The sequence below is a fragment of the Chloroflexota bacterium genome, assembly GCA_035652535.1.
In the GTDB taxonomy this organism is placed as follows: Bacteria; Chloroflexota; UBA6077; order UBA6077; family SHYK01; genus DASRDP01.
In genome coordinates this window covers 63,306-86,071 of sequence record DASRDP010000150.1, presented here as the reverse complement: position 1 = coordinate 86,071, position 22,766 = coordinate 63,306, and the positions used below count along the sequence as shown (strand labels likewise).

Sequence of the window (22,766 nt, the reverse complement as noted above, 5' to 3'; positions counted from 1 at the left end):
GCCGGTGAGCGGCCGACTGCTCCTGTTTCTCGGAATCCTCCCCGTGCTGCTGGCGTGCGGGAGCTCGCCGGTCCAGCCCGTGAGCCGAACGGAGCCGCAAGGGCCGAGCAGCGCCGTTGCGCAAGCGAGCCGGACTCTCGTGTTCATCGCTCGGGCCGAGCCGTCCTCCATGGGCAGATCGGGAGGGATTGGCATTGATACGAGCCCGCGGTTCTTCAACGCGACGCTGATGATCCGCGATGGTGAGGGGAGCCCTCAGCCGCAACTCGCCGAAGTACTGCCCCAGCTGGGCAGTGCGAGTTGGCAGGTGAACCCGGACGGGACGATGGAAACAACGTATCGGCTCAAGCCGAACCTCGTCTGGCACGACGGTGAGCCGTTCTCGGCAGACGATTTGGTCTTTGCCTGGCAGGTGCATCGTGATCTGCAATATGGGCCCACGGTCGGCACGCCCGGGGCGCCACCGGACAGCCTGATGGACCAAGCCACAGCCCCCGACCCGCAAACCTTCATCGTGCACTGGCGCGAGGTCTACCCATACGCCGGGCTGCTCTCCGAGGAGTTCCGGCCGCTGCCGCGCCACGTCCTGGAGCCGCTGTACCAGCAGGTGACGCCCGAGCAATGGGACAACCTGCCGTTCTGGACGAAGGCCTACGTGGGACTCGGCGCCTATCGCATCGACCAGTGGGAGCCGGGCGCCTTCATCGAAGGGGTTGCCTTCGACCGCTACGTCTTCGGTCGTCCGAAGATCGACCGTCTTCGGCTGATTTTCCAGCAGGACCCAAATGCCGTGACAGCGTCGCTGCTCTCTGGCGCCGCGCACCTCGTGGCCGATATCACCATCCGCTTCGAGACGGGTCGGATCCTCCAACAGGCATGGGCATCGGGCGACGGAGGGACGGTGCTCTACACCCCGGCGCAGGTGCGGTTTACTCGCTTCCAGCTGCGGCCGGAGGCGGCGAGCCCGCGCGCGATTCTCGAACCGGATTTCCGCAAGGCCATCGCACATGCCATCGACAAGCAGGCGCTGGCCGATGCCCTCTACGAGGGTCAGGGTACCCCGGCAGAGGTGTTCGCCCCAGAGCGCGCGCCGCAGTTTCCGTCGATGCTGCGGGCGGCCACCAAGTACCCCCATGATCCTCGGCAGGCGCAGGACCTCCTGGAGCGACTGGGATTCTCGAAGGGCGCAGACGGGATCTACGGGCGGGCGGCTGAGGGGCCGCTGAGCCTGGAGTGGCGCGCTACAGAGGGGGGCGACAGCTCAGTCCAGGTTGGAGTGCTCACCGACGCATTGCGGCAGGTCGGCATCGATGCCCATCCCTTTATCCTCCCGCGGCCGTTCGACAATCAGACGCGCGCGAGCTTCCCCGGCCTCATGAACTGGAGCACGGTGGGCCAGCCAGATGACTGGCTGATGGACTTTACCTCGGCCAAGCGGGCGACCGCGGAGAACCGCTGGAGCGGCATCAACTTCGGTGGCTGGTCGAAGCCGGAGTACGACCGTCTGGCAGAGACGCTCGCCACAAGCCTCGATCTCGCCACGCGCACCAACACCATGGTGCAGATGACCCAGGTCATGAGCGAGGAGGTGCCGGTGCTGCCCCTCTACTACAGCCTGGACGTCGTGGCCCACGTCGCGGCGCTGCGCGGGGTCAAGGTCGCTCGGGACGGCTCGATCGCCTGGAACGTCGAGCAGTGGGAGCTGAAGTGAAACCTTCGGCGAGCCTGTGCAACGTTGGCTCCGAACCACCCGGACGCGACGGGTAGCCCGAACACCACGGCAAGCACCTGCACAAGAGCAAGGGCTGGATCGGCTCGCGACAGCGGGATGGCCGCCAGGCGCAAGAATGCGAGTGTCAGCGCCGCCCACTTTGACATACCTGGTTCTCCGTCCAACCGGCTTCCGCTTGAATGCTTCGCCCACGTTGGCGACGCATCGAAGCCGTCAACCTGGCATCTGCCCTACCGTCTCGTAGATGGGACTATCGACGAAAGGCGCCTGCCTAAAGCGATCCAGGCCGTGCTCAGCAACTACCGTGGCGCGCGGGTATCAACCATTCCGGAGAAGGACATCGCAGCGGTGCTCCATCGCCTGGCTGAGGCCGCGTCAACCATCGGCCGTTATCCACCAGTCGCGGGCATGAGTGCCGCCGTTTACGAATTGCTCGCCAACGCGCTCGAACAGATCGATCGTCCCGTTCACTCCGAAAAGCGTCGGCACCATGACTCGATAGGCGGCACGACGTTCGTTTCGTGCGAGTAGCGGGCTCATCCAGCCAGCGGTACAAGGGTGCGCTGCTCGCCGGATCGCCACACGTCAGCTCGCGCCACGAGCCGAAAGAAAGCGGGAGACGTCGTCGTGGTGGCCAACGCCATGATGACGAACATCGCGAACAGGGTCGGTGACAGAATATGCAGATCCAGGCCGATGTTGAGGACGATCAGCTCAACTAAGCCGCGGGTGTTCATCAGCGCGCCCACGGCTGCGGCATCGCGCCACCCCAGGCCCGCAACGCGCGCCCCCAGCAGGCTGCCGCCCCACTTCCCCGCCGTCGCAACTGCGCAAATGGCACCACACAGCGCCCATTCTTCGCCGGTCGTGAGCAGTCCGAGCTGCGTGCGGAGACCGGTGTAGGCGAAGAAGACCGGCAGGAGAACCACCCGCACGATTCCTTCGGTCTGCGTGGTCACCTCCTCGGAAACTCGTCCTCGGGGAACGACCGCCCCGAGGAGGAAGGCTCCGAAGATCGCATGGATGCCAATGACCTCGGTGGTCAGCGCCGACACGAGCGCTGCAACCGCCATGATACTAAGTCCGCCATCGGTGAGATGTCCGCGTCGTTCGAGATCGGCTACGGTGCGGGACAGCAGGGGGCGAACGATCGCGAGCATGACCGCGACGTAGCCAACGGTGAGCAACAACGTGGAAAGCGCGGAGCTGGGGTGTGCCTGATCCGCGGCGACCGCCAGGGCCAGCAGGCACCAGGCCGCAACGTCCCCCAACGCTGCACATCCAAGCGTAAGCTGGCCCAACGGGCTTCGGCTGATCCCTTGATCGGTCAGAATGCGCGCCAGAACTGGAAACGCCGTGACCGAGACCGCCGCTCCCACAAAAAGTGCGAAGCTGGGAAACGGGGTGCCCGCGATCCCTACTGCGGCATACAAGGCGAGAGATACCAACGAACCCAGCGCGAACGGCGCGGCGATGCCTGCATGGACGATCGCGAACATCGCTCGCCCGCTCTGCGTCAACAGCCGGGGGTCCAGTTCGAGGCCGACCAGAAACATGTACAGTATGACTCCGAGCTGAGCGATCATGTTCAGGATTGGGGCACTGGACGCGGGGAACACGGCCGCCGAAAGATCGGGAGACACCCGCCCAAAGAACGAGGGGCCCAGCAAGATCCCGCCGAGGATCTCGCCGATGACCGGGGGCTGCCCCAGCAAATTCAGTCCCGAACCTATGATTCTGGCCGTCACCACAATCAAGATCAGCGCCAGAAGGACCGACAGCACCGAATCAGGCCGCTGCCCGCTGGGAACGGAGCCGCTGGACAAGGTCGAGCGATCGAACATCGGTTGGCTCTGAGCGCAAACCAGCAGGAAAACGGCCCCGGCTCCTGCAAACAACAGGCCATGGAGTGGCACAGTGCGCAGCCAGAACGGGTGCCGGGCTGGCCAGGACGCAACGTTCGTGCGCGTCCTCGGCTCAGCCGTCTTCTGCGCCCAGTGCGTGCGCGGCTCGCTCCTTGCGCGCGAGGTGACCCCCAAATCCGGCTCCCACGCCGGCGAAAGTGGTGAGGTGGAAGACCAGTGATCCAACGATAAGGGCGGTCCCTAACCCTCCGCCTTGAAGCAGTCCACTGGGATTTGAGGCGCTCAACAGGACAATGCCCAGCACAACCAGGCTGCAGAGGAATGTCATCCACAGCCCCATGATGGCTCCAAGCAAGAACCCTTGGAGCCAGGTTGCTTCAATCTGCCAGCCGGTGGCGAAGCCAGTGCCGAATGGGACGAAGATGGCAATGGGGACCAGCGGATGGAGACCGAGCAACAGGAGAAGATTGATGCCGAATGCCTTGCTGCCGATGAACAGAAATCGTCCAAGGGATGGAGACCCGTGATCACCCTGATCCGGTTCGGACATCTTGTCAGGCCCTCGATCAGCCTGTTCGGGCACGGGCATCCCACTTTCAGCCCACCGCGGCGAGGCGCTCTCGCAAACCGGAGATTTTGGTGTCATCGATCGGGCATCCGGCCGCCGTGTAAGCGTCAGGCGGTCGCAGCTCAAGGTTGACCTTGTGACAAACGCGTAAGCCTCGCGAGATCGCCCGACATGGTGGCACACATGGAGCTACCCCCAATCTTAGCCCCGGACGGGCGCCACCCGCTGCCGATCATACCTATCGAAACGAATAGATGGAGGAGGTCAACTGGTCGTCCCGAGAAGTGCTAGATGGGAAGCAGCTGGAAGCAGCTGTTTGATCAGGACATCAAGGAAGGGACGGAAGTCTAGTACGGTTTCCTTTCCGCCGAGGATATCCCGCCGCTTCGAGCGATGATACATGGCGGTTCGCCCCGCGACCGTGTCAGACCCATCGATCCTAACCGATCCCTAATGTCGTGGCACGGCATCGCTGATGGTTCACAACGATGAGAGCAGCTCGCGACCGGTGCACGCCGTTCCCGGCCACCGGCGCAACTGATCAGGAGGTTCGGTTCTTGGAAGGGCAGAGCGGCAGCGCGGTCCCCGAATCCTCGCCAAGCCGACTGGCGCGACGGCTGTGCGATGGCCACTTCGTCGTCACGGCCGAGATCAACCCGCCGCGCCACGCGGACCCCGAGGGCGTTCGCACCGAGGCGCGGCTGCTGAGGGGCGCGGTGGACGCCGTGAACCTGACCGACTGCACCCGGGGCATCGTGCGCATGAGCAGCATCGCGGCCGCCTTCGTGCTGAAGGAGGAGGGCGTCGAGCCGATCGTGCAGATGACGTGCCGCGACCGCAACAAGATCGCCCTGCAGTCGGAGCTGCTCGGGCTGCCGGCGATGGGCATCCACAACGCGATGCTGCTCACGGGCGACAACCCCGCCGAGGGCGACCACCCGGACGCGAAGCCCGTCTTCGAGCTGAACGGCACGTCGCTCCTGGCCGCGGCGAACGGGCTGCGGCAGGGCACGCTGCTCTCCGGCCGCAAGCTCGCCCACGCCCCCGCGCTCTTCCTGGGCGCGGCTGGCGACCCCGAGCGCGACCTCGCCCAGACCGACCCGGCCCGTATGCCGACCGCCGAAAAGCTGGCCGCCGGGGTCGACTTCGTCCAGACCCAGCCCGTGTTCGACGTCGCCCGCTTCTCGCGCTGGATCGACGTGCTGCGCGAGAACGGCATTCTCGACCGCGTGGCCGTCCTGGCAGGCGTCTTCTACCTCGACTCCGCCCGCCGAGCCGACTTCTTGCGCAAGGTGCCGGGCGTCGTCATGCCCGTCGCCATGGCCGAGCGCATGGCGAGCGCGAACGACGAGAAGGCCGAGGGGCTGGCCATCGCCCGCGAGCTCGTGGAGCAACTCCGAGCCGTCGACGGCGTCCGCGGCGTCCACCTCATGGGCATCGATGCCTCGGAAGCGATACGCCACATCGCCGACACCCCGGTCCTCGCGTCAGCCGTCAGCAAGGGCTGACCACGGTGCCCCGATCCGCGATCGCGCCCTATGGGCACTGAACAATGCGGCGATCGCGGCGCCCATCGCGGCTGCCGGTGCTGGGAAGGCGCTCGAAGACGACGACTGCGCGATCAATCCGCTCTCTCGGCCGAACCACGGATGGCAGCGCGATGGATTCTCCAGTAACGTCCGTTTTTGGGACGCTGCCCTTCAAACCGTCCTGCCAGACCGCCGCGGCGACCATCGCTACCTCGCCAGGTTGACGGGTGATCCAGAGGCCAGGGGCCATGGCCTATCCGTCACCTCTGGTGTGTGAGGCTCGACTTTTGCGAGCACCGGGCTCCTTGATGCGGCTGCCTCCCGGTAGGCCTTTGTCAGGGCGTCGAGCAGTTCGTCGGATAGCTGCTTGGCGGTTGTTCCCTGGCCAACGGTCGCCGGCGCGACGAGCGCGTCGAGTTCCTCCAGTGAGGTAATTCGCCTCCCCGTATTTGAGTGGGAACTCGCGCACAGTCACGCCGCGGCTGGCAGGGAGATTGACGGCGTCCCGATCTTGGACCATCCAGCCGCCCAGTTCGAGGGCGGTGTCGATGTCAGTGCGGGCGCGCGCTTCAGGCTTCGTCGAAGCCTCCATTACGGGAGATCGATCATCTCACGGCCCGAATGACACTCTCATCGCGCGTGTTTCTCGGACAAAGCTACCGCACACGAGGACCAGATGGGGCGAGTCGGTGGCCTGGCCACCCCGGAGTTGACCGGGACGGTGGGCTGCCATACTCTCGCCGAGAGCTAATACCCTGATGGAGAAACCCCATGGCAAGTCCGGCCGCCCTCGGTCACTTGGCTCCGACACTTCAGCGCTTAGCGGTACTCCTGATCACCGTCGGCGCGAGCGCGCTGATCCTTGCTTCCACCACCGTCCTCGCGCAGCCGCAGATGCAGCTGCCGGCCCTTCCGGTTCCAGTGGCCGTGAACGTCGATCCGGACACGACCGCGCTCCTGTCGCTCGACTTCGTGGAGAACACCTGCCCCCGGTTCGAGCGCTGCATGGAGGGGGTCCCGGCCGCTGCCGCCATGCTGGCGCGGGCTCGGGCGAGCGGGGTGCTCATTGTGCACACCGGATCGAGCGCGCAACTCCCCGAGGTGGCCCCGATAGACGGCGTGCCCGGCGATCGGGCGAATCGAAATCCCGATCGCCCGGGGCGACAGCCGGGGCGGTCCGAGGAGATCGTGATCCCCGGGAATGGGCCGGATAAGTTTGTCGAGACGACCCTCGAGAGCACGCTGCGCCGGCGTGGGATCGACACGCTCGTGATCGACGGCTTCGCGGCCAACCGCGCGGTGATGTATACGGCCATGGCAGCGACCATGCGCGGCTACACCGTGGTGGTCCCGGTGGACGCATCGCCCGGCATCGCGGCCGGGTTCGACGAGCTCGTGGCGTGGTATCAGCTCTTAACCCAGACCGGTCGGACCAACGCGAGCAACACTCCGCTCGCACCCGAGGCGGTCACACTCAGTCGCTCGGACCTGATCACCTTCGAGTAAGCGGAGGCCGATCACGATTGCGGGATCGTGGCGCCCCTCGGTTCGCGTACTCCATGGGCGATCCGCGTTAATGATCTCCAGCAGATCGGCCAGGCCGCCAGGCCCGCCACAGTCCTCAGGCGGACAAGCTCGCTTTCCTGCAAGTCAGACTGCGCGTGCTTCCCTCCCCTCGGCAGGGACGATCTTCTCGTCGAGGAGAGCGTGCCCCCAGCCGTCGCCCATGACGTACTCATAGATCAAGAGATCGTTGCTCCGCGTCGCCGGGTTCGAATCCCTCCGGGCCCGCCACCTGACTCCGCCAACACGGTGAGGCTCTTGGCAGCAGGCTCGTTCCCGCGATAGTGCGCCCCGCATCGTCCGCCTCCAACGCACGTACGCACATTCGGCTCAGGGTTCGCGTCCGCGTGAACGCGTTCAGAGCCGTCCAGAACCTGGTTCGTCCTGTCCTTACACGAAACTGTCACGCGGACCCAGGCCCGAAACGAGCTGACGGAACTTACACTGAAATTGAGCCTCAGCGAGCCACTGCTCGCCGATTTGCCCCCGCATTCTGGGAAGCAACGAGTGCCCTGCTTCATCGAGGGATAACTCTGCTAACCGCACACGGTCCCCGCGCACCAGACCGACTGGCCGCCCAACCTCACGAGCTCAGCGTGCTGGTCACGACTCCACGCTATCCGCCCCTCATCGGCGGCGTGGAAACGCACGCCCACGAAGTGGCGGTGCGGCTCGCACGCCAGGGCGTGAAGATCACCGTCCTCACCACCGATCTCACCGGCGAGATGGAAGCGGAGTGTTGCCTCGATGGCGTTCACGTCCGTCGCGTTCGCGCCTACCCGGCCGATCGCGACTACTACTTCGCTCCGGGCATCTATTCCGCGATGAAGGAGTCCACGTGGGACATCGTCCACTGTCAGGGCTACCAGACGCTGGTCGCCCCAATCGCGATGATGAGCGCGCTACGTCTGGACATTCCGCTGGTCGTTACGTTCCACAGCGGCGGCACCTCGTCCCGCCTTCGACACGCCCTCAGGGGTCTGCAGCGCGCAGCCTTGCGGCCGCTTCTGGTTCGCGCGGCCGCGCTCGTAGCGGTTTCCAGGTTCGAAGCCGATTTCTTCTCCCGGCACCTCGGCATTGAGAGGACGCGCTTTGACGTTGTGGCGAATGGCTCCAACCTGCCCGCTCGCCCTTCGGAGCCGAGGGTTGAGCCGATCGGGACCCTGATCCTCTCCGTGGGTCGGTTGGAGCGATACAAGGGCCACCACCGCGTGATCGAAGCCCTGCCGCACGTGTGCGACCGTATCCCTGACGTGCGGCTTCGGATCGCCGGCGCCGGTCCGTATGAGGCGAGCCTCCATCGCCTGGCAATGCGGCACGGGGTTGCCGATCGCGTGTCAATCGGGCCCGTTTCGGCCTCCGATAGAGCCGGAATGGCAAGTCTTCTATCTCAGGCGTCGCTGGTCACGCTCCTGAGTGAATACGAAGCGCATTCAATCGCTGTCCTGGAAGCGCTCGCTCTGGAGCGCCCGGTGCTCGTCGCGGACACTTCCGGGCTCCGCGAGTTCGCCGTGGCCGGTCAGGCGCGGTCCGTGCCGCTGAGCAGCACGCCCGCCGAAATCGCGGCCGCGATCATCCAGCAGATTGCGGACCCCATTTCCACCTCGCGAGTGCCACTCCCCACCTGGGAGGAGTGTGCGGCAGGCGTGCTACGGGTCTATCAATCGGTGGCGGCAAGCCCCGATAAGTCTGGTCTGGTGGCCGCGCGATGAGCGCAAATCGACCGCTCGTCAGCATCATCATCGACAACTACAACTACGCGCGATTCCTTCCGGACGCCATGGTCAGCGCCCTGTCCCAGACCTATCCCAGCACCGAGGTCATCGTGGTCGATGACGGATCGACGGACGATTCCCGATCGGTCATCGCCAGCTACGGGGCGCGCGTCGTGGCGGTGTTTCAGGACAACGCTGGCCAGGCAGCCGCGCTCAACGCGGGGTTTGCCCGCAGCCGAGGCGACGTCGTCGTCTTCCTCGACGCGGATGACACACTGGGACGGGACATCATCGCCCAGGTCGTTCGCGCCTTCGCATCCGACCCACGGCCGGCCCTAGTCCAGTACCGCCTGGCCGTCGTCGGCGCAGACGGATCGCCCACCGTCGACTTCAGGCCTCCAATGCACGTGGCCATGCCCACCGGCGACCTTCGCGAGGATCTGGCATCTCTGGACAACCATACGGGCTGGTCCCCTACGAGCGGCGCGGCCTATTCGGCCGCCGTCCTCCGCAGGGTCCTCCCGATCCCGGAGCGAACGTTCCGCCTGTGCGCCGATGAGTACTTGACCCGCGCGGCGGCCCTCTGCGGCCCGGTCCGTTCTCTCGACGTTGTGGGGGGCACGTATCGACTCCACGCTGCGAACAATTACGCGACGAGCCGTACAAACGCGGCGAACCTCCAAGCCACCATCCGCCGCGCACTCGAATCCCACGAGCATCTCAGAACCCTTGCCGACCGTCTCGGCGTCCGAGATTTCCCTACGAGGGCGACCGATATGGTCAACATGACGTTCCTTGCCTATCGGACTGCCTCGATGAAGCTCGCTCCCGCGACGCACCCAATCCCCGGTGAAACGCTCCTGGAAGTGGCGTTCAACGGCGCAGTTGCCGCCTGGAAGCGTCGGGATATCTCTGCGCCCATACGGGCCCTGCACGTCATCTGGTTCGCGGCCATGCTGTTTGTCCCACAGCGCTTGGCGCCAAGGCTCGCCCGCGCGTTCTTCTACCCGGAAACGAGGGGACGGATAAACCGCCTGCTAGCGAAGTGGAAACCTCGACGGCCGCGCGCGGGGGTCAGCCATCTATCGGCGGCACCCCGCCATCCGCCTCCATACCCTCAGGCGTCACGTCGCGAAGACGCCGCGGATTGGACTTCGCCCGTCTTCGCGAACCAGCGCCCGTAGCCGCCAGCCAGCATGGATATCGTCGTCGTGAACCACAACACCCGCGAGGACCTCCGGTCCTGCCTGGACAGCTTCCAGTCCGCTGGTGCGGCGCAGACAATCGTCGTCGACAACGCCTCCACGGATGGAAGCGCCGAGATGGTCCGCGAGGAATTCCCCTCCGTTCAGGTGATCGGGAACTCGGCCAACGTCGGCTATGGCGCCGCCGCAAACCAGGGGATCGAACGCAGCCGCTCGCCGCACGTGCTGTTGCTCAACAGCGACACACGCCTCGTAGATGGATCGCTCGCCGCACTCGAGGACTACATGGGGGCTCACCCGCGCGCAGCCGTAGTGGGACCGCGGCTCGTCAACGCCGACGGCGCGCTCCAGCGCTCGTGTTTCCCATTTCCGTCGCCGTTTGACCTGTACATCAAGGAACAGATCGAGAACTGGCTCCTGGATCGATTACCGGTTCTGCAGTCTCGCTCGCTCAGACGCTGGCCGCACGATCGGTCACGGGTCGTTCCGTATGTTCTGGGAGCGGCGCTGGCCATCAGGCGGTCTGCGTTCGACCGGGTTGGTCGTTTTCACCCGTCCTATTTCATGTACTTCGAGGAGGTCGACCTCTGCTATCGGCTGCACAAGGCCGGCTGGCAGGTGCACTTCTCCCCGGCCCTGTCCATCACACATCTGGGCGCAAGCAGCACCGCTCAGCGGGCCGCGGAGATGCGCGTGCGCTGGTACGAGAGCAGCGTCCTGTTCTACCGACGCAACTACCCGACGCACCGTCTCATCGCGCTCATGATCGTGATGAGACCGGGCCTGGCGCTTCGTCTGGTCCGCGACGCGCTCCGCATTGCAGGGGCCCGTGGGCCGCGCGAGCGCGCGATCCTGTCCGAGCAGATTCAGGTCTGGAAGCGGGCGCTGGCTGTCCGTTAGTGAGGATGCGGTCCGTGGATCTCGCCGCTGCGAAGACATCGCCGATCGCCCCGGCGCCGTCCGCCGACCCCTGCGACGCCTGGAGTCCGTCGCCACTCGCGCTCCTGCATCCGGAGGGAGCGGTGAGGGCTTCCCTGGTGCTTGGCTCGGCATGTCCCCCGCGTCTCTGTGCTCCCAGCGGCGAGGTCCGCGATGGGGACTGCGGGCTTATCGTCCTCTCCCCATCCGCGACCGAATGTCAGGCATCGGGTTGGCTGGATTCCGCGGCGCGCGCAGTCCAGGGCAGGCTCGCGGACGACGGGCTCGTCTACGTCCACGTCCCCTGGCGCTGGAGGGCCAAGACGTATCGGGCTCTTCGCGAACGCGGCCTGCAGCGGCGTCTCACCATGCTGCACGCGCCCAACTGGCGGGACACGCGATTCGTGATCCCGCTCGAGGCGGACGCCGTGGCCTATGCCGCGTCGCATCTGATTCCCCTGACCGTGCGCCGTGGTCGACTGGCCGCGGCAGCTGCAGGAGCACCTTTCCTTCGCACGCTGGTGGGGCTGTACTGGCGGCCCACCGCGCTTCTCTTCATGCGGCCCGGCGCTCCTCGCGTCGGTCGATGGATGCTCGATCTCCTTAGCGATCGAGCGATGCGTGGCGGGCTGGTGATCGGCGCCACGACCCGTCAGCCTCAGGCGGTGGTCCATCTGGTCGGTTCCGCGGCGCACCTCCGGTGCATTGCGAAGCTGCCGTTGTCGAGGAGCGTTGACTCCGCGCTGGAGCGCGAGGCGTTGCTGATTCGCGAGCATGCCACCGCCGCGGAGACTGCGGGCGCGAGCGTGCCCAACGCGCAGATACGCGAGTTGCCGGACGGTCGCCGCGTCTTCCTCCATCGACCGCTGGAAGGCGCCCCAGCGGCCATACTGCTGGCATCCGGTCGGGAGCGGATGGAAACGGTCGCGATGCTCGTCACTGGCTGGCTCGAGCGCTGGAATCGCGAAACGGTCTCGATCCGCCCACTGGAGCAGCGGCTCCTGGAGCGCGAGGTGCTGGACCCGGCGTCCATCGTCTCCCCCTTCATTGACCACGGGGCGGAGCTGATCGCACACCTCACGGCCCGTTGCGCCGCCGTACGCGGAAAGCAGGCGCCGCTCGTCGCCAGCCACAACGACCTGACGATGTGGAACGTGCTGATCGATCCCGGCCGCTCGCTGGGGATCCTGGACTGGGAGACGGCCCGCGCCGAGTCTCTGCCGATGCTCGATTTCTCCTACGCCCTGGCGGACATCGCTGCTGCCGCCGCGCGATACACCGACCGCAAGCGAGGCTACGAGGCGTGCTTCGGCGCGCACGGCCGATACACGGGAATCGCGGCGCAGATCGAGCGGCGGCTCCGCGAATGTCTCGGCGTGCCCCCGGACGTCGCCGCGCTGAGTTTCGACGCGTGCTGGATCCAGCACGCGGCCAACGAGGTTCGCCGTCGCGGCGCTGACGCTCCACGGCCCTTCCTCGGCATCGTGGCAGACCGTACGCGCGAGCTGGTGACGGGCCAAGCAGGAGGGCCCGTTCATGCGGCCGCGTGACGCGGGAGCGCCGATGCTGCTGAAGCGCGAGATCGGACGGACGCGGAGGCCGACCAGCCGGAGGCGTATCCTGGTTCTACTGCCGTGCTCGCCCTCCGCCGACGCCGTGCACGGAGGCGGTCGTGTCGCGGCCGCGCTGTTGGGAATGATCGCTCGATGCCACGACGTCGCGGTCCTCTATCTCCAGACAGAGGGCGAGCCTCCCATGAGCGAGGGGCTTCGCCGAACGTGCGCATTCGTGATCGAGGTGCCGCGTCCGACCGTTCGGTCTGAATGGGAGGCCCGCCGTCGCAGGCTTGCTGCCATGCTTCGGCTCCGCCCAATGGCGACCGCCGACTGGCAGACAGGTAAATTCCGGCGTGCTGCCGCGCGGGCGATCGCGCAGTGGCGTCCGGACATCATTCAGATCGAGCATCTGGTGATGGCGCAGTACCTTTCGATCTGTGATCCGCGAGTGCCCAAGTTGCTTACGATCCACGAGCCGGGAACCCTCACCGCGCGGGAGCGCGCATCGGCGGCAACGGGATTCGTGGCGAGCGCGGCGGCTCGTCTCGAAGTTGCCCTCTGGGAACGGTTCGAGCGTCACGCCCTGGAGCACGTGCAGGCAGCCGTGGTCTTTACGGCTCGCGACCGGCGAGCGGTAGAACACGCAACTCCAGGCACGCCGATCGCTCAGATCCCGCTCGGGGCAACGATTCCCGATGAGCCCCTCAATCCCACCGGCAGCTCGCCACCCCGCGTCTGTTTCGTTGGCAGCTTCATCCACCCACCGAACGTCGACGCGGCCATTCGACTCGCGCGCGACATCTTCCCGACCGTGCGGGATCGGGTACCCGACGCCCATCTGGACCTGGTCGGCGCCGATCCACCGGCGAACGTCGTGGCGCTGGCGAACGCGAGCGTCACCGTCACCGGCCGTGTGCCGAGTGTGACGCCGTTCCTCGACGCGGCATCGGTCGTCGTCGCTCCGATTCGCCGTGGGGGCGGCATGCGGGTAAAGGTTCTGGAGGCGCTCGCGTGCGGAAAGCCGCTTGTTGCGTCCCCGATTGCGCTCGAAGGGCTCGCGGATATGCGCGACGGCAAGGAGGTCCTTCTGGCCGAGACCGACGAGCAATTTGCCGACGCGATAACGCGGCTGCTGGCGGACGCGGCGCAGCGGGTCACGCTGGCCATCCACGCGCGGGAATGGGCGTGCGCCAATCTTGGCTGGAACCTTGCAGCCGCGAGTTACGAGCGGCTCTACGAGCAGCTGACGAATGCGAGGTCGGTCGCGTGGTCGCGCTGAGCGTCGTGGTCGCCACGTACAACCGGGCGCCGATGGTCCGGCGCTGCCTCGAGGCCCTGAACCATCAGACACAGCCGGCTGATGACTACGAGGTCATCGTCGTCGACGACGGGTCGACCGACGCGACGGCCCATACGCTCGCACGCTTTCGACCCTCGTTCAAGCTCACGGTCATCCATCAAGCGAACACCGGCCAGGGGGCCGCCCTGAACCGAGGGGTCGCCTCGGCCACTGGCCGATATTGCCTATTCACCGACGACGACATTGTGGCTGGTCCGGCGCTCATCGCGTCCCACTTGCGGGCGCAGACCACCGAAGAGGGAATCGTGGGCATTGGCCAGATCGGTCTACAGCTTCCCCGGCGGACCGACGGCTACACGCGGAGCTTCGCCGATTGGTGGGAGCGGCACTACGCGGAGCTGGAGAGTGGCAGCCGGGCCCCGACCTATATGGACTGCTACACCGGCAATCTGTCCGTTCCTCGGGACGCCTTCCGGAAGGTCGGCGGGTTTGCCGTTGATCTCGCACGCAGCCACGACGTAGAGCTTGGCTATCGTCTCGTGAAGCTGGGGCTCGCGGTGAAGTATCTGGGAGACGCGAGGGCTATCCAGATCTATCGGAAAAACGGCTCGGCGATCGCTCGCGACACGGAGCGCGCCGGGATTGCCAGCGTCCAGCTCTACGCACGCCATCCGCCGATGCTCCGTCAGATACGTCTCGGGCGATTCGGGGAGGCGGGCCTCTGGGAAACGGTGCTGCGGCGCACCGTGCTGTTTCTTGGGGTTCCGGTCGGTCCGCTCGTGGCACTCGGCCATTTGCTCGGCGAAAAGCGGTCTCCAATCTGGTACCAGATGGTCGACCGGTACGCCTATTGGCGAGGCGTACGGCGAGCCGTGACGGATCGCGATACGTGGCGACGTCTCACTCGTGGGCCAGTGGTCCTGATGTATCACGCCTTTGGAGGTGAGGAGGAGGAACCGAGCCGGTACGTGGTGCCCGCCTCGCGCTTCGACCGCCAAATGGCCTGGCTTCGCCGCGCCGGTTACCACGTGCTTCCCCTCGACGACCTCGTTCGGTACCTCCGCGAATATCGTCTGCCTCCCGCTCGATCTGTCGTCATCACCATCGATGACGGCTACGCCGACGGTCGATCTCGGGCGTGGCCGATCCTCGAGCGATACGGATTCTCTGCGACTTTCTTTCTCGTCGCCGGCAACGTGGGCACGCGCAACTGCTGGGATCTAACCGGCCGTCTGAGAGATCGCCCGCTGATGACGTGGGCAGACGTACGAGATCTGCACGCGCGCGGAGCGGCGTTTGGGTCCCACACGCAGACTCACGCCGACCTCCGCGCTGCGACCCCCGAGAAAATCGACGCGGAGCTCGCGCGTTCGCGCGATGCGATCGAGCGAGAGCTGGGCAGCCCGGTCCACCTCGTTGCGTATCCATACGGCAAGCATGACGAGCGAACGGAGCACGCCGCGGCTCGCGCAGGTTTTCGCGGCGCCTGCACCGTTCGCAGCGGGCCGAACGACCCAGGCACACGGCCCACGGCGCTGCACCGCACGGAGGTCTACGGAACCGATTCACCAATGGCCTTCGCCGTCGCCGTCTGGTTTGGCCGAACACCGCGAATGGCCGCGAGGTAGCGCGTTCGATGCCGCGCGTGGCCGATGTCAGCCTCGCCATTGCGACCGTGGACCGGCCGGCGGCCCTCGGTCGCTGCCTCGACGGGGTGCTGTCCGCGGACGTGCTGCCGGCGGAGATCATCGTCATCGACCAGAGCGACGGCGACGCAACCCGTGCGGCCGTGGCTACGCGTCAGCGCACGGACGTCGATCTGCGATATGTGCGGGCCGAGCAGCGAAGCGCATCCGCTGCTCGGAACACGGGGATTCGAGCTGCCAGCAGCCCGCTCTTTGCCGTCACCGACGACGATTGCGTGCCCGACGATGACTGGATCGCGACTCTCGCCCGCACGCTGGCCGCCCCGGACGGGCCCGAGGCCGTCACGGGGAGGGTTCTGGCGCTTGGGCCCAGCACGCCGGGCACCTTCGCGGTGTCGCTACGGCAGAGCACTGTCCGCGCCGACTTCAAGGGGAGAGCGAAGCCGTGGCTCGTCGGGACTGGCGGGAACTTCGCCGCCAGGCGGGAATGGCTGCAGCGGGTCGCGGGCTACGATGAGCGCCTGGGACCCGGATCCCCGGGGAAGGCCGCCGAAGACATGGACTTGATCTACCGCTTGCTGCGCGCAGGCGCGCGCATTCGCTACGAGCCCGACGCCGTCATCTACCACGAGCGGAAGTCCCTCGCGGATCGCCGGGCGAGTCGTCGCACCTATGGCTATGGAATGGGGGCATTCTTTGCGCTCGCCCTCAGGAGCGGCGACGTTGGCATGGTCGCCCCGCTCACTTCCTGGCTGCTTGGGCAGAGCCTGACGCTGGGCAGAGCCCTGGCGGCACGCCGAGCCGAGGACGCCCGGCACCCGGCCTTGAGCATTCGCGGGCTCGCAGCCGGGATGGCCTACGGGTGGGTCGCTCACGACCAGCCGCGCGCGGGCAGGACTTTCGCATGACAGCGGAGCGCCAAAATCGAACGGCGGCGCTCCAGCGAGCCGTCATTCGCGGCACCGCCGCGAACCACGTGGCAACGATCGCGAGCCTCGCCACAGGTTTCGTCCTGACGCCGATTCTCGTGCACGAGCTCGGTGCGGAGCAGTTCGGGCTCTGGGCTCTGGTCGGGTCGATCATCGCGTACGGGCGCCTCCTGGATTTGGGCATGGCCAGCGCCCTGACCAAGTACGTCGCGGAGTACCGGGCGACTGGATGGCTCGACCGACTGAGAGCGCTCATCGCGACCGCACTGGTGCTCTACGTGGCGCTCTGCGGCATCACCATCGCGGCAGCGGGATTGCTGGTTTGGTCGCTTCCGGTCGACGAATGGCTTCCGACGCGAGAGGTCTCGGTCCACTGGCTGCTGTTCCTCACAGGATGCAGCGTAGCGGTATCGATCCCATCGGCCGCTTCGGGGGCGGTGCTGCGGGGACTGCATCGGTCAGATGCGGCGAGCTGGCTCTCCACCGCGGGGCTCGTGCTATGGATCGCGGCGGTGGCCGGCATCCTGGCGGCCGGGGGAGGCATCGTCGCCATCGTGGCCGCGCAGATTCCGGTCACGATCCTCACGCAACTGCTGAGCGTTTTCGTCATCGATCGATTGGCGCCCGAGCTCCGATTTGCTCGGGCTCGCCCGAACGCCGCGCTTTTTCGCACGGTCACGGCCTACAGCTGGTCGATGTTCTTGGTGAATGTCGCCGGACGTCTTCAGGCCAGGACCGACGAGATCGTCGTTTGCGCCGTGCTGTCGGTGGCGGCCGTCACGCCGTATGCGATCGCGCGGCGCCTCAGCGGCGTCGCTCATCTTGCCACGACGCAGTTCGTGCGCGTCTTGCTGCCCGTGGCATCGGAGCTGTCGAGCGCCACGGACCGCGGCCACTTACAGGACCTGTTCCTGGTGAGCACGCGCCTCACACTGGCGATGTTCGCTCCGCTCGGCTGCATCCTGGCGCTCTTGGCCGGCCCGCTCCTCGAGGCTTGGGTTGGCGAGTCATTCGCGGACGCCGCAGCGGTCGTCGTCGTGCTGACCATCGCGAGTCTTTTCGACGCGTTCTTGATGCCGGCGGGAGCGATACTCCAAGGAATGAACCGCCACCGCCCGCTCGCGATTATGGCGGTCGCGTCAGGCGTAACCAATCTTGCGCTCTCCGTCGTCCTCGCGTCCCAACTCGGGATCATGGGCGTCGCTGTTGGGACCCTCATTCCGACCGTGTTCGAGTGCACGGTGATGGTCATGCCATATGCGATGCGCGTCGTGGGGATCACGCCGAAACAGCTTGTGATGCAAGCGATCTGGCCGGCCCTTGTGCCGACCATTCCCATGGCCATCGCCTTGTATGCATTGGAGCGCGCAGTCCGCCCGACGTCGTTACCGACCGTCGCTTCCCTCGCCCTCGCCGGCATGCTCGTGTACGCGGCGGCATATCTCCGCCTCGGCGCGAGCCCGCTGGAGCTTGCCGCGTGCCGGAACGCAATGGGGGGCATCCTGAGACGATTCGCGGACATCCGCGGCGACGCGACAGTCAAAGCGGCGTAGAAGCGTGGAAGACGAGAGTGAGGATTCGATATGCGCGGACTGGCGGATAGCCGGGACCATCCAATGCCTGCACCCACCGTGTCATCCGGTAGCGGACGGCCCCTCCTGGCCGCCGTGTTTCAATCGTTTCAGGCCAGCGGGGTGGCCTGGAGCCTCCTCCGCGGGACAACGTCGGCCATCCCGACCAGCGGAGACATCGACCTGCTCGTGCATCGGGGAGACGTGCGTCAGGTCGGAGATATTCTGACCTCGCTCGGCTTCGCTCGGGTGCCGGGGTGGGGAGACGACTCGCACCCGCACTACCTCGCGTATGACCCGGTGGGCAAGGGATGGCTCTGGCTCGACGTAGCCAGCGAGCTCGCCTTCGGAGAGGGCTACCGTCTGACAACTGGCCTAGCGGCTGAATGTCTCGCTCGACGACAGGTGATTGGCACGACCTCGTTTCTTGCGCCCAACGACTACTTCTGGGCGCTCCTTCTTCATTGCGTGCTCGACAAGCGAATCTTCTCGGCGAGCCACAAACAGACGTTGACGGAGCTTGCGCCCGGGGCCGTGGGCGATGGACCGATTGTCCGCTTCATCGCGCAGTCCGCCCCACCCACCTGGAGTCCGACGACGATCGTCGCGACGGTCCGGCGAGGCGAATGGGAGAAGGTCGAAGCGCTCGGTCCGGCCCTCGCCAGAAATTGGCCGAGGCGCCTCCGTCGAGGAAAGAGAGGGCGCCTATCGTGCGTGACGCGATGGGCAGCGCTGCTCAGCCACCGCATTCGGTGCCAGGGGCCCAGCATCGCACTGCTGGGGACAGACGGCGCGGGCAAGTCCACGCTCGCAGCGGAGATCAAGCGTCGGTTCCCGCTCCCCTCGCGGGTGATTTATATGGGGATTTACTCTCGGTGGCTTGACCGCGCCACACAGCTCCGCTTCCCGCCACTCGTGATCGCCAGTCGCGTGGGGATCCTATGGGGCCGATACCTCCTGGCCCGCTACCACCAGGCGCGAGGGCGATTGGTGATTTTCGATCGATACCCATTCGACGCCCTCCTGCCCGCGCGCCCGCCAGTGCAACGGCTCAACCGCATCTCGGGCTGGTTCGACGCGCACGCGTGTCCCGCGCCGGACATGTCATTTCTCCTGGATGCACCCGGCGAGGTCATGTTCCTGCGCAAGGGCGCCCGGAAGCACACGGCACAGCAACTCGGAGAAGCCCGGGCGAGCTATCTCGCGATTGCAGGTCGAATCCCAGGTCTTCGGATCATCGACTCCAGCCGAGCAGTCGATCAGGTCCTCTCCGACGTGACCGAGCAGCTCTGGGCGCTCTACCGCGATCGGCTCCAATGTCTGCGGCGGCAGTCAGAAATTGGAGTGGCCGGCCCTTGAAGGACAGAGCGTCCGAAGCGGTTTCCCTTCGCCGCTTTGACTGGCGATTCCTCTTGCCGTTGCCCCCCAAGGGCCGGTTCGAGCACCTGGTCGTCCTCGGGACGCCGACGAGCGCGGCGGCGCGGCTCAAAGAGCTGAACCTATCGGACCGACTCAGCGTGAATCCGAACGTATCCGCCGAGGCTGACGCGGTCGTCGTGCTCGCGGGCGCCGCGGTTCCGCCCTCAGCGGTGGCTGCTTTCGTACAGCCTGGCGGCCTCGTCTATTGGGAGATCGACCGGCGGGCGTCGCTTGCCTGGACGCCCGGTCGACTGCGGCGGGCGATGCGAAATGTCGGGTTGTTCGCCACCTCCACGTATTGGGTTGTCCCACATCACGCTGCGCCGCGCAAGTTCGTCCCCCTGGATTGCGCCGCCGCGATTCGGTGGTACTTCGATACATCCTTCGTCGCGGGGAGCCCACGCCTTCGTCTCCTGCGAGCCATCATGCGGGTGCTGGGAACATTTCAGGGGGGGATAGATCGATTCGTCCCCTGCTACAGCATGGTGGCGACGGCGGGGCCGGTGCCCGCCGCGCGCCCCCGCGCGTTGGCGGCCCCAGGCGTACCACCTGCCATCGCCGCGGAAGACGTCCGGCCGGTCGTGCTGACCAGTGGGCGCGACGATGGGAGCCGCGTCGTCGTGCTGCCCTTCGCTCAGGGTCGAGCGGAGCCGTCCGCGGTTCTGAAGTTGGCGCGAGACTCGGCATTCAGCGAGCACACGATGCGTGAGCAGATGACGCTCGGCTACCTCCGGGAGCGCCTATCACCCACCATGAAATCCACCCTGCCCGCGGCGTTGGGTATGAAGACCAGCGCCGACTCGGACGCGTCGCCGGTGGCAGTGGAGTCGTATGCATCGGGCTCATCGCTTCAGGTGTCGACCGCACAATGGGGAGCGTCGTCCACGCGTCGCCTCGCCGACCTTCACCGCGCGAGCGACTGGATCACGCGCTTCCACGAGGAAACGGTGCTCTCGCGCGCGCCCTGGGGCCCGGAGCAGCAGGGCGAGTGGATCGAAAGACGATTCGCGGCGTACCGCGACGTGCTGGGCCTTACGCGAGCCGAGCACACGCTCTTCTCCTCGGCGATCGACTACGGGCGACGGCTGCGAGGACGGCTGCCGATTGTGTATCGACACAATGACTTCGGCCCATGGAACGTGGTTCGCCACGGCGACCGCCTCACCGTGATCGATTGGGAGTCTCGGGACGAAACAGAGGGCGAGCGCTACGGCCTCCCGCTGTGCGATCTCATCTATTTCGTGACCTACTGGTACGCGGCCGCGCGTCGGATGAATGCGCCGAACGCGGAAGTGCAAGCGTTTGTCGACCTGTTCTTGCGGCGTGAATTCCGCTCGGCTCTGCGATCAGCAGTCCTCAATGAGATCGCGAACTATCTGCGGCGGCTCCAGATCGCGAGGGAGTTCATGCCCCTCATTCTGGTCCACAGCATGGTGGATCGCGCAGTCGATCAGGCGCGGCGCCTGCAGATCCTGGAGAGCGTGACGGGCGACTCCGCGCGGTCCGCGAATCGCTTCGTGCCGTTCGTCGAGTGCCTCTGTCGCAACCGCGATCGTCTGTTTCCCGACTGAAGCTGGCCGGGCGCCTTCATCTGCGTTCGACAGCCGACCGTACCTCACCCCCCGAATGGTCGGGGGGCATCGCCGCCCATTTGGGTGCGCCCTAACCACCCACCAACCTGTCGCGACAGCCGTTCGCGTGCTCCTACCCTTCAAGCAGGGCCAAACTCCCCCGCAGAGGACACGCCGCAACTCGCGCGCTGAACGTGCCACGGTGAGCTTTCGAGTGTCCTTCCGGGTCCGGAGCCCAGACGGAGGATAGCGATTATGAGGTTCGGATTGACGATCGGCGCGGCAACCATCGTCGCCAGCGCACTGCTTTTGGCGCCGGCGGACGGCGGATTCGGAGCGCCGACCGCGCGCGCAGCGTGTGATGATGGGACCACCTCGCTTGTACCGACAGACACCCCATTCAGCTGGTCGGTAACGCCAGCATGCACCGCTGAGGGTTCGGGGCCAGATGTTATTCTGGTCACGGGCGGGTACGTCACCCGAAACGGCGTCGTGGTCGTCCACGATATCGGCAACGCCAACGTCGTCGGCATCGGTGTGGGGGTTGGCTATACGCGCCCGGGCGACACGCCCTACGTGAACGGTGTGCCCGTCTGGAGTCCCTACAGCAACGTGTTCCAATTCACTCCGCAGCAGGCGGCGGAGCAGCGAGCACAGGGAAATCCCTCCGCGACGGGCAACGCCTACTCACAGTACGGGGGATTCACGCCGCCGGGAGACACCGCCACCCACGAGACCTCACCCAGCTACCCCGTGACCGGCCAGTAACCCCTTTTCCAAAAATTCCCGTCACGTCGTGTCGATTTTCGCGACCCCCGGTCGACGTATAAGCAGAGAGGGAAAACATCCCGCTCGAATCTACAAACGGGAGGTCATGCCGATGCGATTTATGGTGATGGTGCCAGCCACACAAGAGACCGAAGCCGGGAAAATGCCGGACCAGAAGACTCTGGCGGAGATGGGCAAGTTCAACGAGGAGATGGTGAAGGCCGGCGTCCTACTGGCCGGCGAGGGCCTGCACCCCACGTCCAAGGGTGCCCGCATCAGATTCTCGGGCGGCACGACAGCGGTCATGGACGGCCCGTTCACCGAGTCGAAAGAGCTGATCGCCGGGTTCTGGCTCATCCAGGTGAAATCGAAGGACGAGGCCATCGCGTGGATGCGCCGCGCGCCATTTCCCGACGGCGTCGTCCTCGAGCTTCGCCAAGTGTTCGAGGCAGAGGACTTTGGCGAAGCGTTCACCCCCGAGCTGCGCGAGCAGGAAGCGCGCACCTGGGCGCAAGCAGCCCAGAACGCGCGGGGATAGGAGGGGGCCGATGCGCTACATGGCGCTTCTCAAGGGCAACAAGGACACCGAGAACTATGTTCCCAACGCGGATGACTTCGGCCGGATGGGACAATATATCGACGAGGCCAAGAAGAACGGCTGGCTGGTCGCAACCGAGGGTCTCCAGGGAAGCTCGAAGGCCACCACGGTGCGGGTCGCGAGTGGCCGACGCAGCATCACCGACGGCCCCTTCACCGAGTCCAAAGAGTTGATCGCGAGCTATGCGATCCTCCAGGTCACCTCGAAGGAAGAGGCCATCGAACGCACCACTGAGTTCCTCAACCTCATCGGCGGTGGCGAGGTGGATCTCTACCAGATGTACGAGCCGTCCGACTTCGCGTGACCGGTCGCG

At 66.0% G+C, this 22,766-nt stretch carries 19 protein-coding genes; 17 read left to right on the top strand and 2 right to left on the bottom strand.

What is annotated here, in order from left to right; translation table 11 throughout:
- Positions 1 to 4: 4 nt before the first annotated feature.
- Complete coding sequence (locus VFC51_18615) at positions 5 to 1,711, top strand: peptide ABC transporter substrate-binding protein (GenBank protein HZT09039.1); 1,707 nt, start codon at positions 5 to 7, stop codon at positions 1,709 to 1,711.
- Positions 1,712 to 1,828: 117 nt separating this feature from the next.
- The gene (locus tag VFC51_18610; protein HZT09038.1) at positions 1,829 to 2,263 is read left to right on the top strand and encodes a hypothetical protein; all 435 of its coding nucleotides are present in this window, start codon (positions 1,829 to 1,831) and stop codon (positions 2,261 to 2,263) included.
- Positions 2,264 to 2,268: 5 nt separating this feature from the next.
- Here VFC51_18610 and VFC51_18605 read toward each other — a convergent pair whose 3' ends face one another.
- Both VFC51_18605 and VFC51_18600 read right to left on the bottom strand, forming a co-directional pair.
- Positions 2,269 to 3,576 carry a cation:proton antiporter gene (locus tag VFC51_18605; protein ID HZT09037.1) on the bottom strand — a complete coding sequence of 436 codons (1,308 nt, stop codon included), beginning with the start codon at positions 3,574 to 3,576 and terminating at the stop codon, positions 2,269 to 2,271.
- A 133-nt stretch (positions 3,577 to 3,709) separates the two neighbouring features.
- The gene (locus VFC51_18600) at positions 3,710 to 4,147 is read right to left on the bottom strand and encodes a hypothetical protein (GenBank protein HZT09036.1); all 438 of its coding nucleotides are present in this window, start codon (positions 4,145 to 4,147) and stop codon (positions 3,710 to 3,712) included.
- A 575-nt stretch (positions 4,148 to 4,722) separates the two neighbouring features.
- Between VFC51_18600 and VFC51_18595 the strand changes: the two genes are divergently transcribed.
- The 15 genes from VFC51_18595 (at position 4,723) to VFC51_18525 (ending at position 22,757) form a co-directional block, all read left to right on the top strand.
- Positions 4,723 to 5,673, top strand: coding sequence for a methylenetetrahydrofolate reductase (locus VFC51_18595; protein ID HZT09035.1), 951 nt, complete (start codon positions 4,723 to 4,725; stop codon positions 5,671 to 5,673).
- A gap of 792 nt (positions 5,674 to 6,465) precedes the next feature.
- Entirely contained in the window at positions 6,466 to 7,200 is a 735-nt protein-coding gene (locus VFC51_18590) for an isochorismatase family protein (protein ID HZT09034.1), read from the top strand.
- Positions 7,201 to 7,853: 653 nt separating this feature from the next.
- The gene (locus tag VFC51_18585; GenBank protein ID HZT09033.1) at positions 7,854 to 8,969 is read left to right on the top strand and encodes a glycosyltransferase family 4 protein; all 1,116 of its coding nucleotides are present in this window, start codon (positions 7,854 to 7,856) and stop codon (positions 8,967 to 8,969) included.
- Positions 8,966 to 10,156 (top strand): glycosyltransferase family A protein, encoded by a 1,191-nt coding sequence (locus VFC51_18580; GenBank protein HZT09032.1) that lies wholly within the window; start codon positions 8,966 to 8,968, stop codon positions 10,154 to 10,156. The genes VFC51_18585 and VFC51_18580 overlap by 4 nt, the downstream gene beginning before the upstream one ends.
- A gap of 12 nt (positions 10,157 to 10,168) precedes the next feature.
- Positions 10,169 to 11,077 carry a glycosyltransferase family 2 protein gene (locus VFC51_18575; GenBank protein ID HZT09031.1) on the top strand — a complete coding sequence of 303 codons (909 nt, stop codon included), beginning with the start codon at positions 10,169 to 10,171 and terminating at the stop codon, positions 11,075 to 11,077.
- Between the two features lie 122 nt (positions 11,078 to 11,199).
- Positions 11,200 to 12,645 (top strand): phosphotransferase, encoded by a 1,446-nt coding sequence (locus VFC51_18570; protein HZT09030.1) that lies wholly within the window; start codon positions 11,200 to 11,202, stop codon positions 12,643 to 12,645.
- The gene (locus VFC51_18565) at positions 12,632 to 13,930 is read left to right on the top strand and encodes a glycosyltransferase family 4 protein (GenBank protein ID HZT09029.1); all 1,299 of its coding nucleotides are present in this window, start codon (positions 12,632 to 12,634) and stop codon (positions 13,928 to 13,930) included. Before VFC51_18570 ends, VFC51_18565 begins: the two co-directional genes overlap by 14 nt.
- Positions 13,918 to 15,579: a glycosyltransferase gene (locus VFC51_18560; protein ID HZT09028.1), complete on the top strand. Its 1,662-nt coding sequence runs from the start codon at positions 13,918 to 13,920 to the stop codon at positions 15,577 to 15,579. Before VFC51_18565 ends, VFC51_18560 begins: the two co-directional genes overlap by 13 nt.
- 17 nt (positions 15,580 to 15,596) lie before the next feature.
- Positions 15,597 to 16,505 carry a glycosyltransferase gene (locus VFC51_18555; protein ID HZT09027.1) on the top strand — a complete coding sequence of 303 codons (909 nt, stop codon included), beginning with the start codon at positions 15,597 to 15,599 and terminating at the stop codon, positions 16,503 to 16,505.
- Positions 16,502 to 18,079 carry an oligosaccharide flippase family protein gene (locus VFC51_18550; protein ID HZT09026.1) on the top strand — a complete coding sequence of 526 codons (1,578 nt, stop codon included), beginning with the start codon at positions 16,502 to 16,504 and terminating at the stop codon, positions 18,077 to 18,079. Before VFC51_18555 ends, VFC51_18550 begins: the two co-directional genes overlap by 4 nt.
- Positions 18,080 to 18,142: 63 nt before the next feature.
- Complete coding sequence (locus tag VFC51_18545; GenBank protein ID HZT09025.1) at positions 18,143 to 19,456, top strand: hypothetical protein; 1,314 nt, start codon at positions 18,143 to 18,145, stop codon at positions 19,454 to 19,456.
- Positions 19,453 to 21,087 (top strand): aminoglycoside phosphotransferase family protein, encoded by a 1,635-nt coding sequence (locus tag VFC51_18540; protein ID HZT09024.1) that lies wholly within the window; start codon positions 19,453 to 19,455, stop codon positions 21,085 to 21,087. The genes VFC51_18545 and VFC51_18540 overlap by 4 nt, the downstream gene beginning before the upstream one ends.
- Positions 21,088 to 21,342: 255 nt before the next feature.
- The gene (locus VFC51_18535) at positions 21,343 to 21,855 is read left to right on the top strand and encodes a hypothetical protein (protein HZT09023.1); all 513 of its coding nucleotides are present in this window, start codon (positions 21,343 to 21,345) and stop codon (positions 21,853 to 21,855) included.
- A gap of 112 nt (positions 21,856 to 21,967) precedes the next feature.
- Positions 21,968 to 22,393, top strand: a complete 426-nt coding sequence (locus VFC51_18530) for a YciI family protein (protein HZT09022.1) — start codon at positions 21,968 to 21,970, stop codon at positions 22,391 to 22,393.
- A 10-nt stretch (positions 22,394 to 22,403) separates the two neighbouring features.
- Positions 22,404 to 22,757 carry a YciI family protein gene (locus tag VFC51_18525; protein HZT09021.1) on the top strand — a complete coding sequence of 118 codons (354 nt, stop codon included), beginning with the start codon at positions 22,404 to 22,406 and terminating at the stop codon, positions 22,755 to 22,757.
- Positions 22,758 to 22,766: the final 9 nt, after the last annotated feature.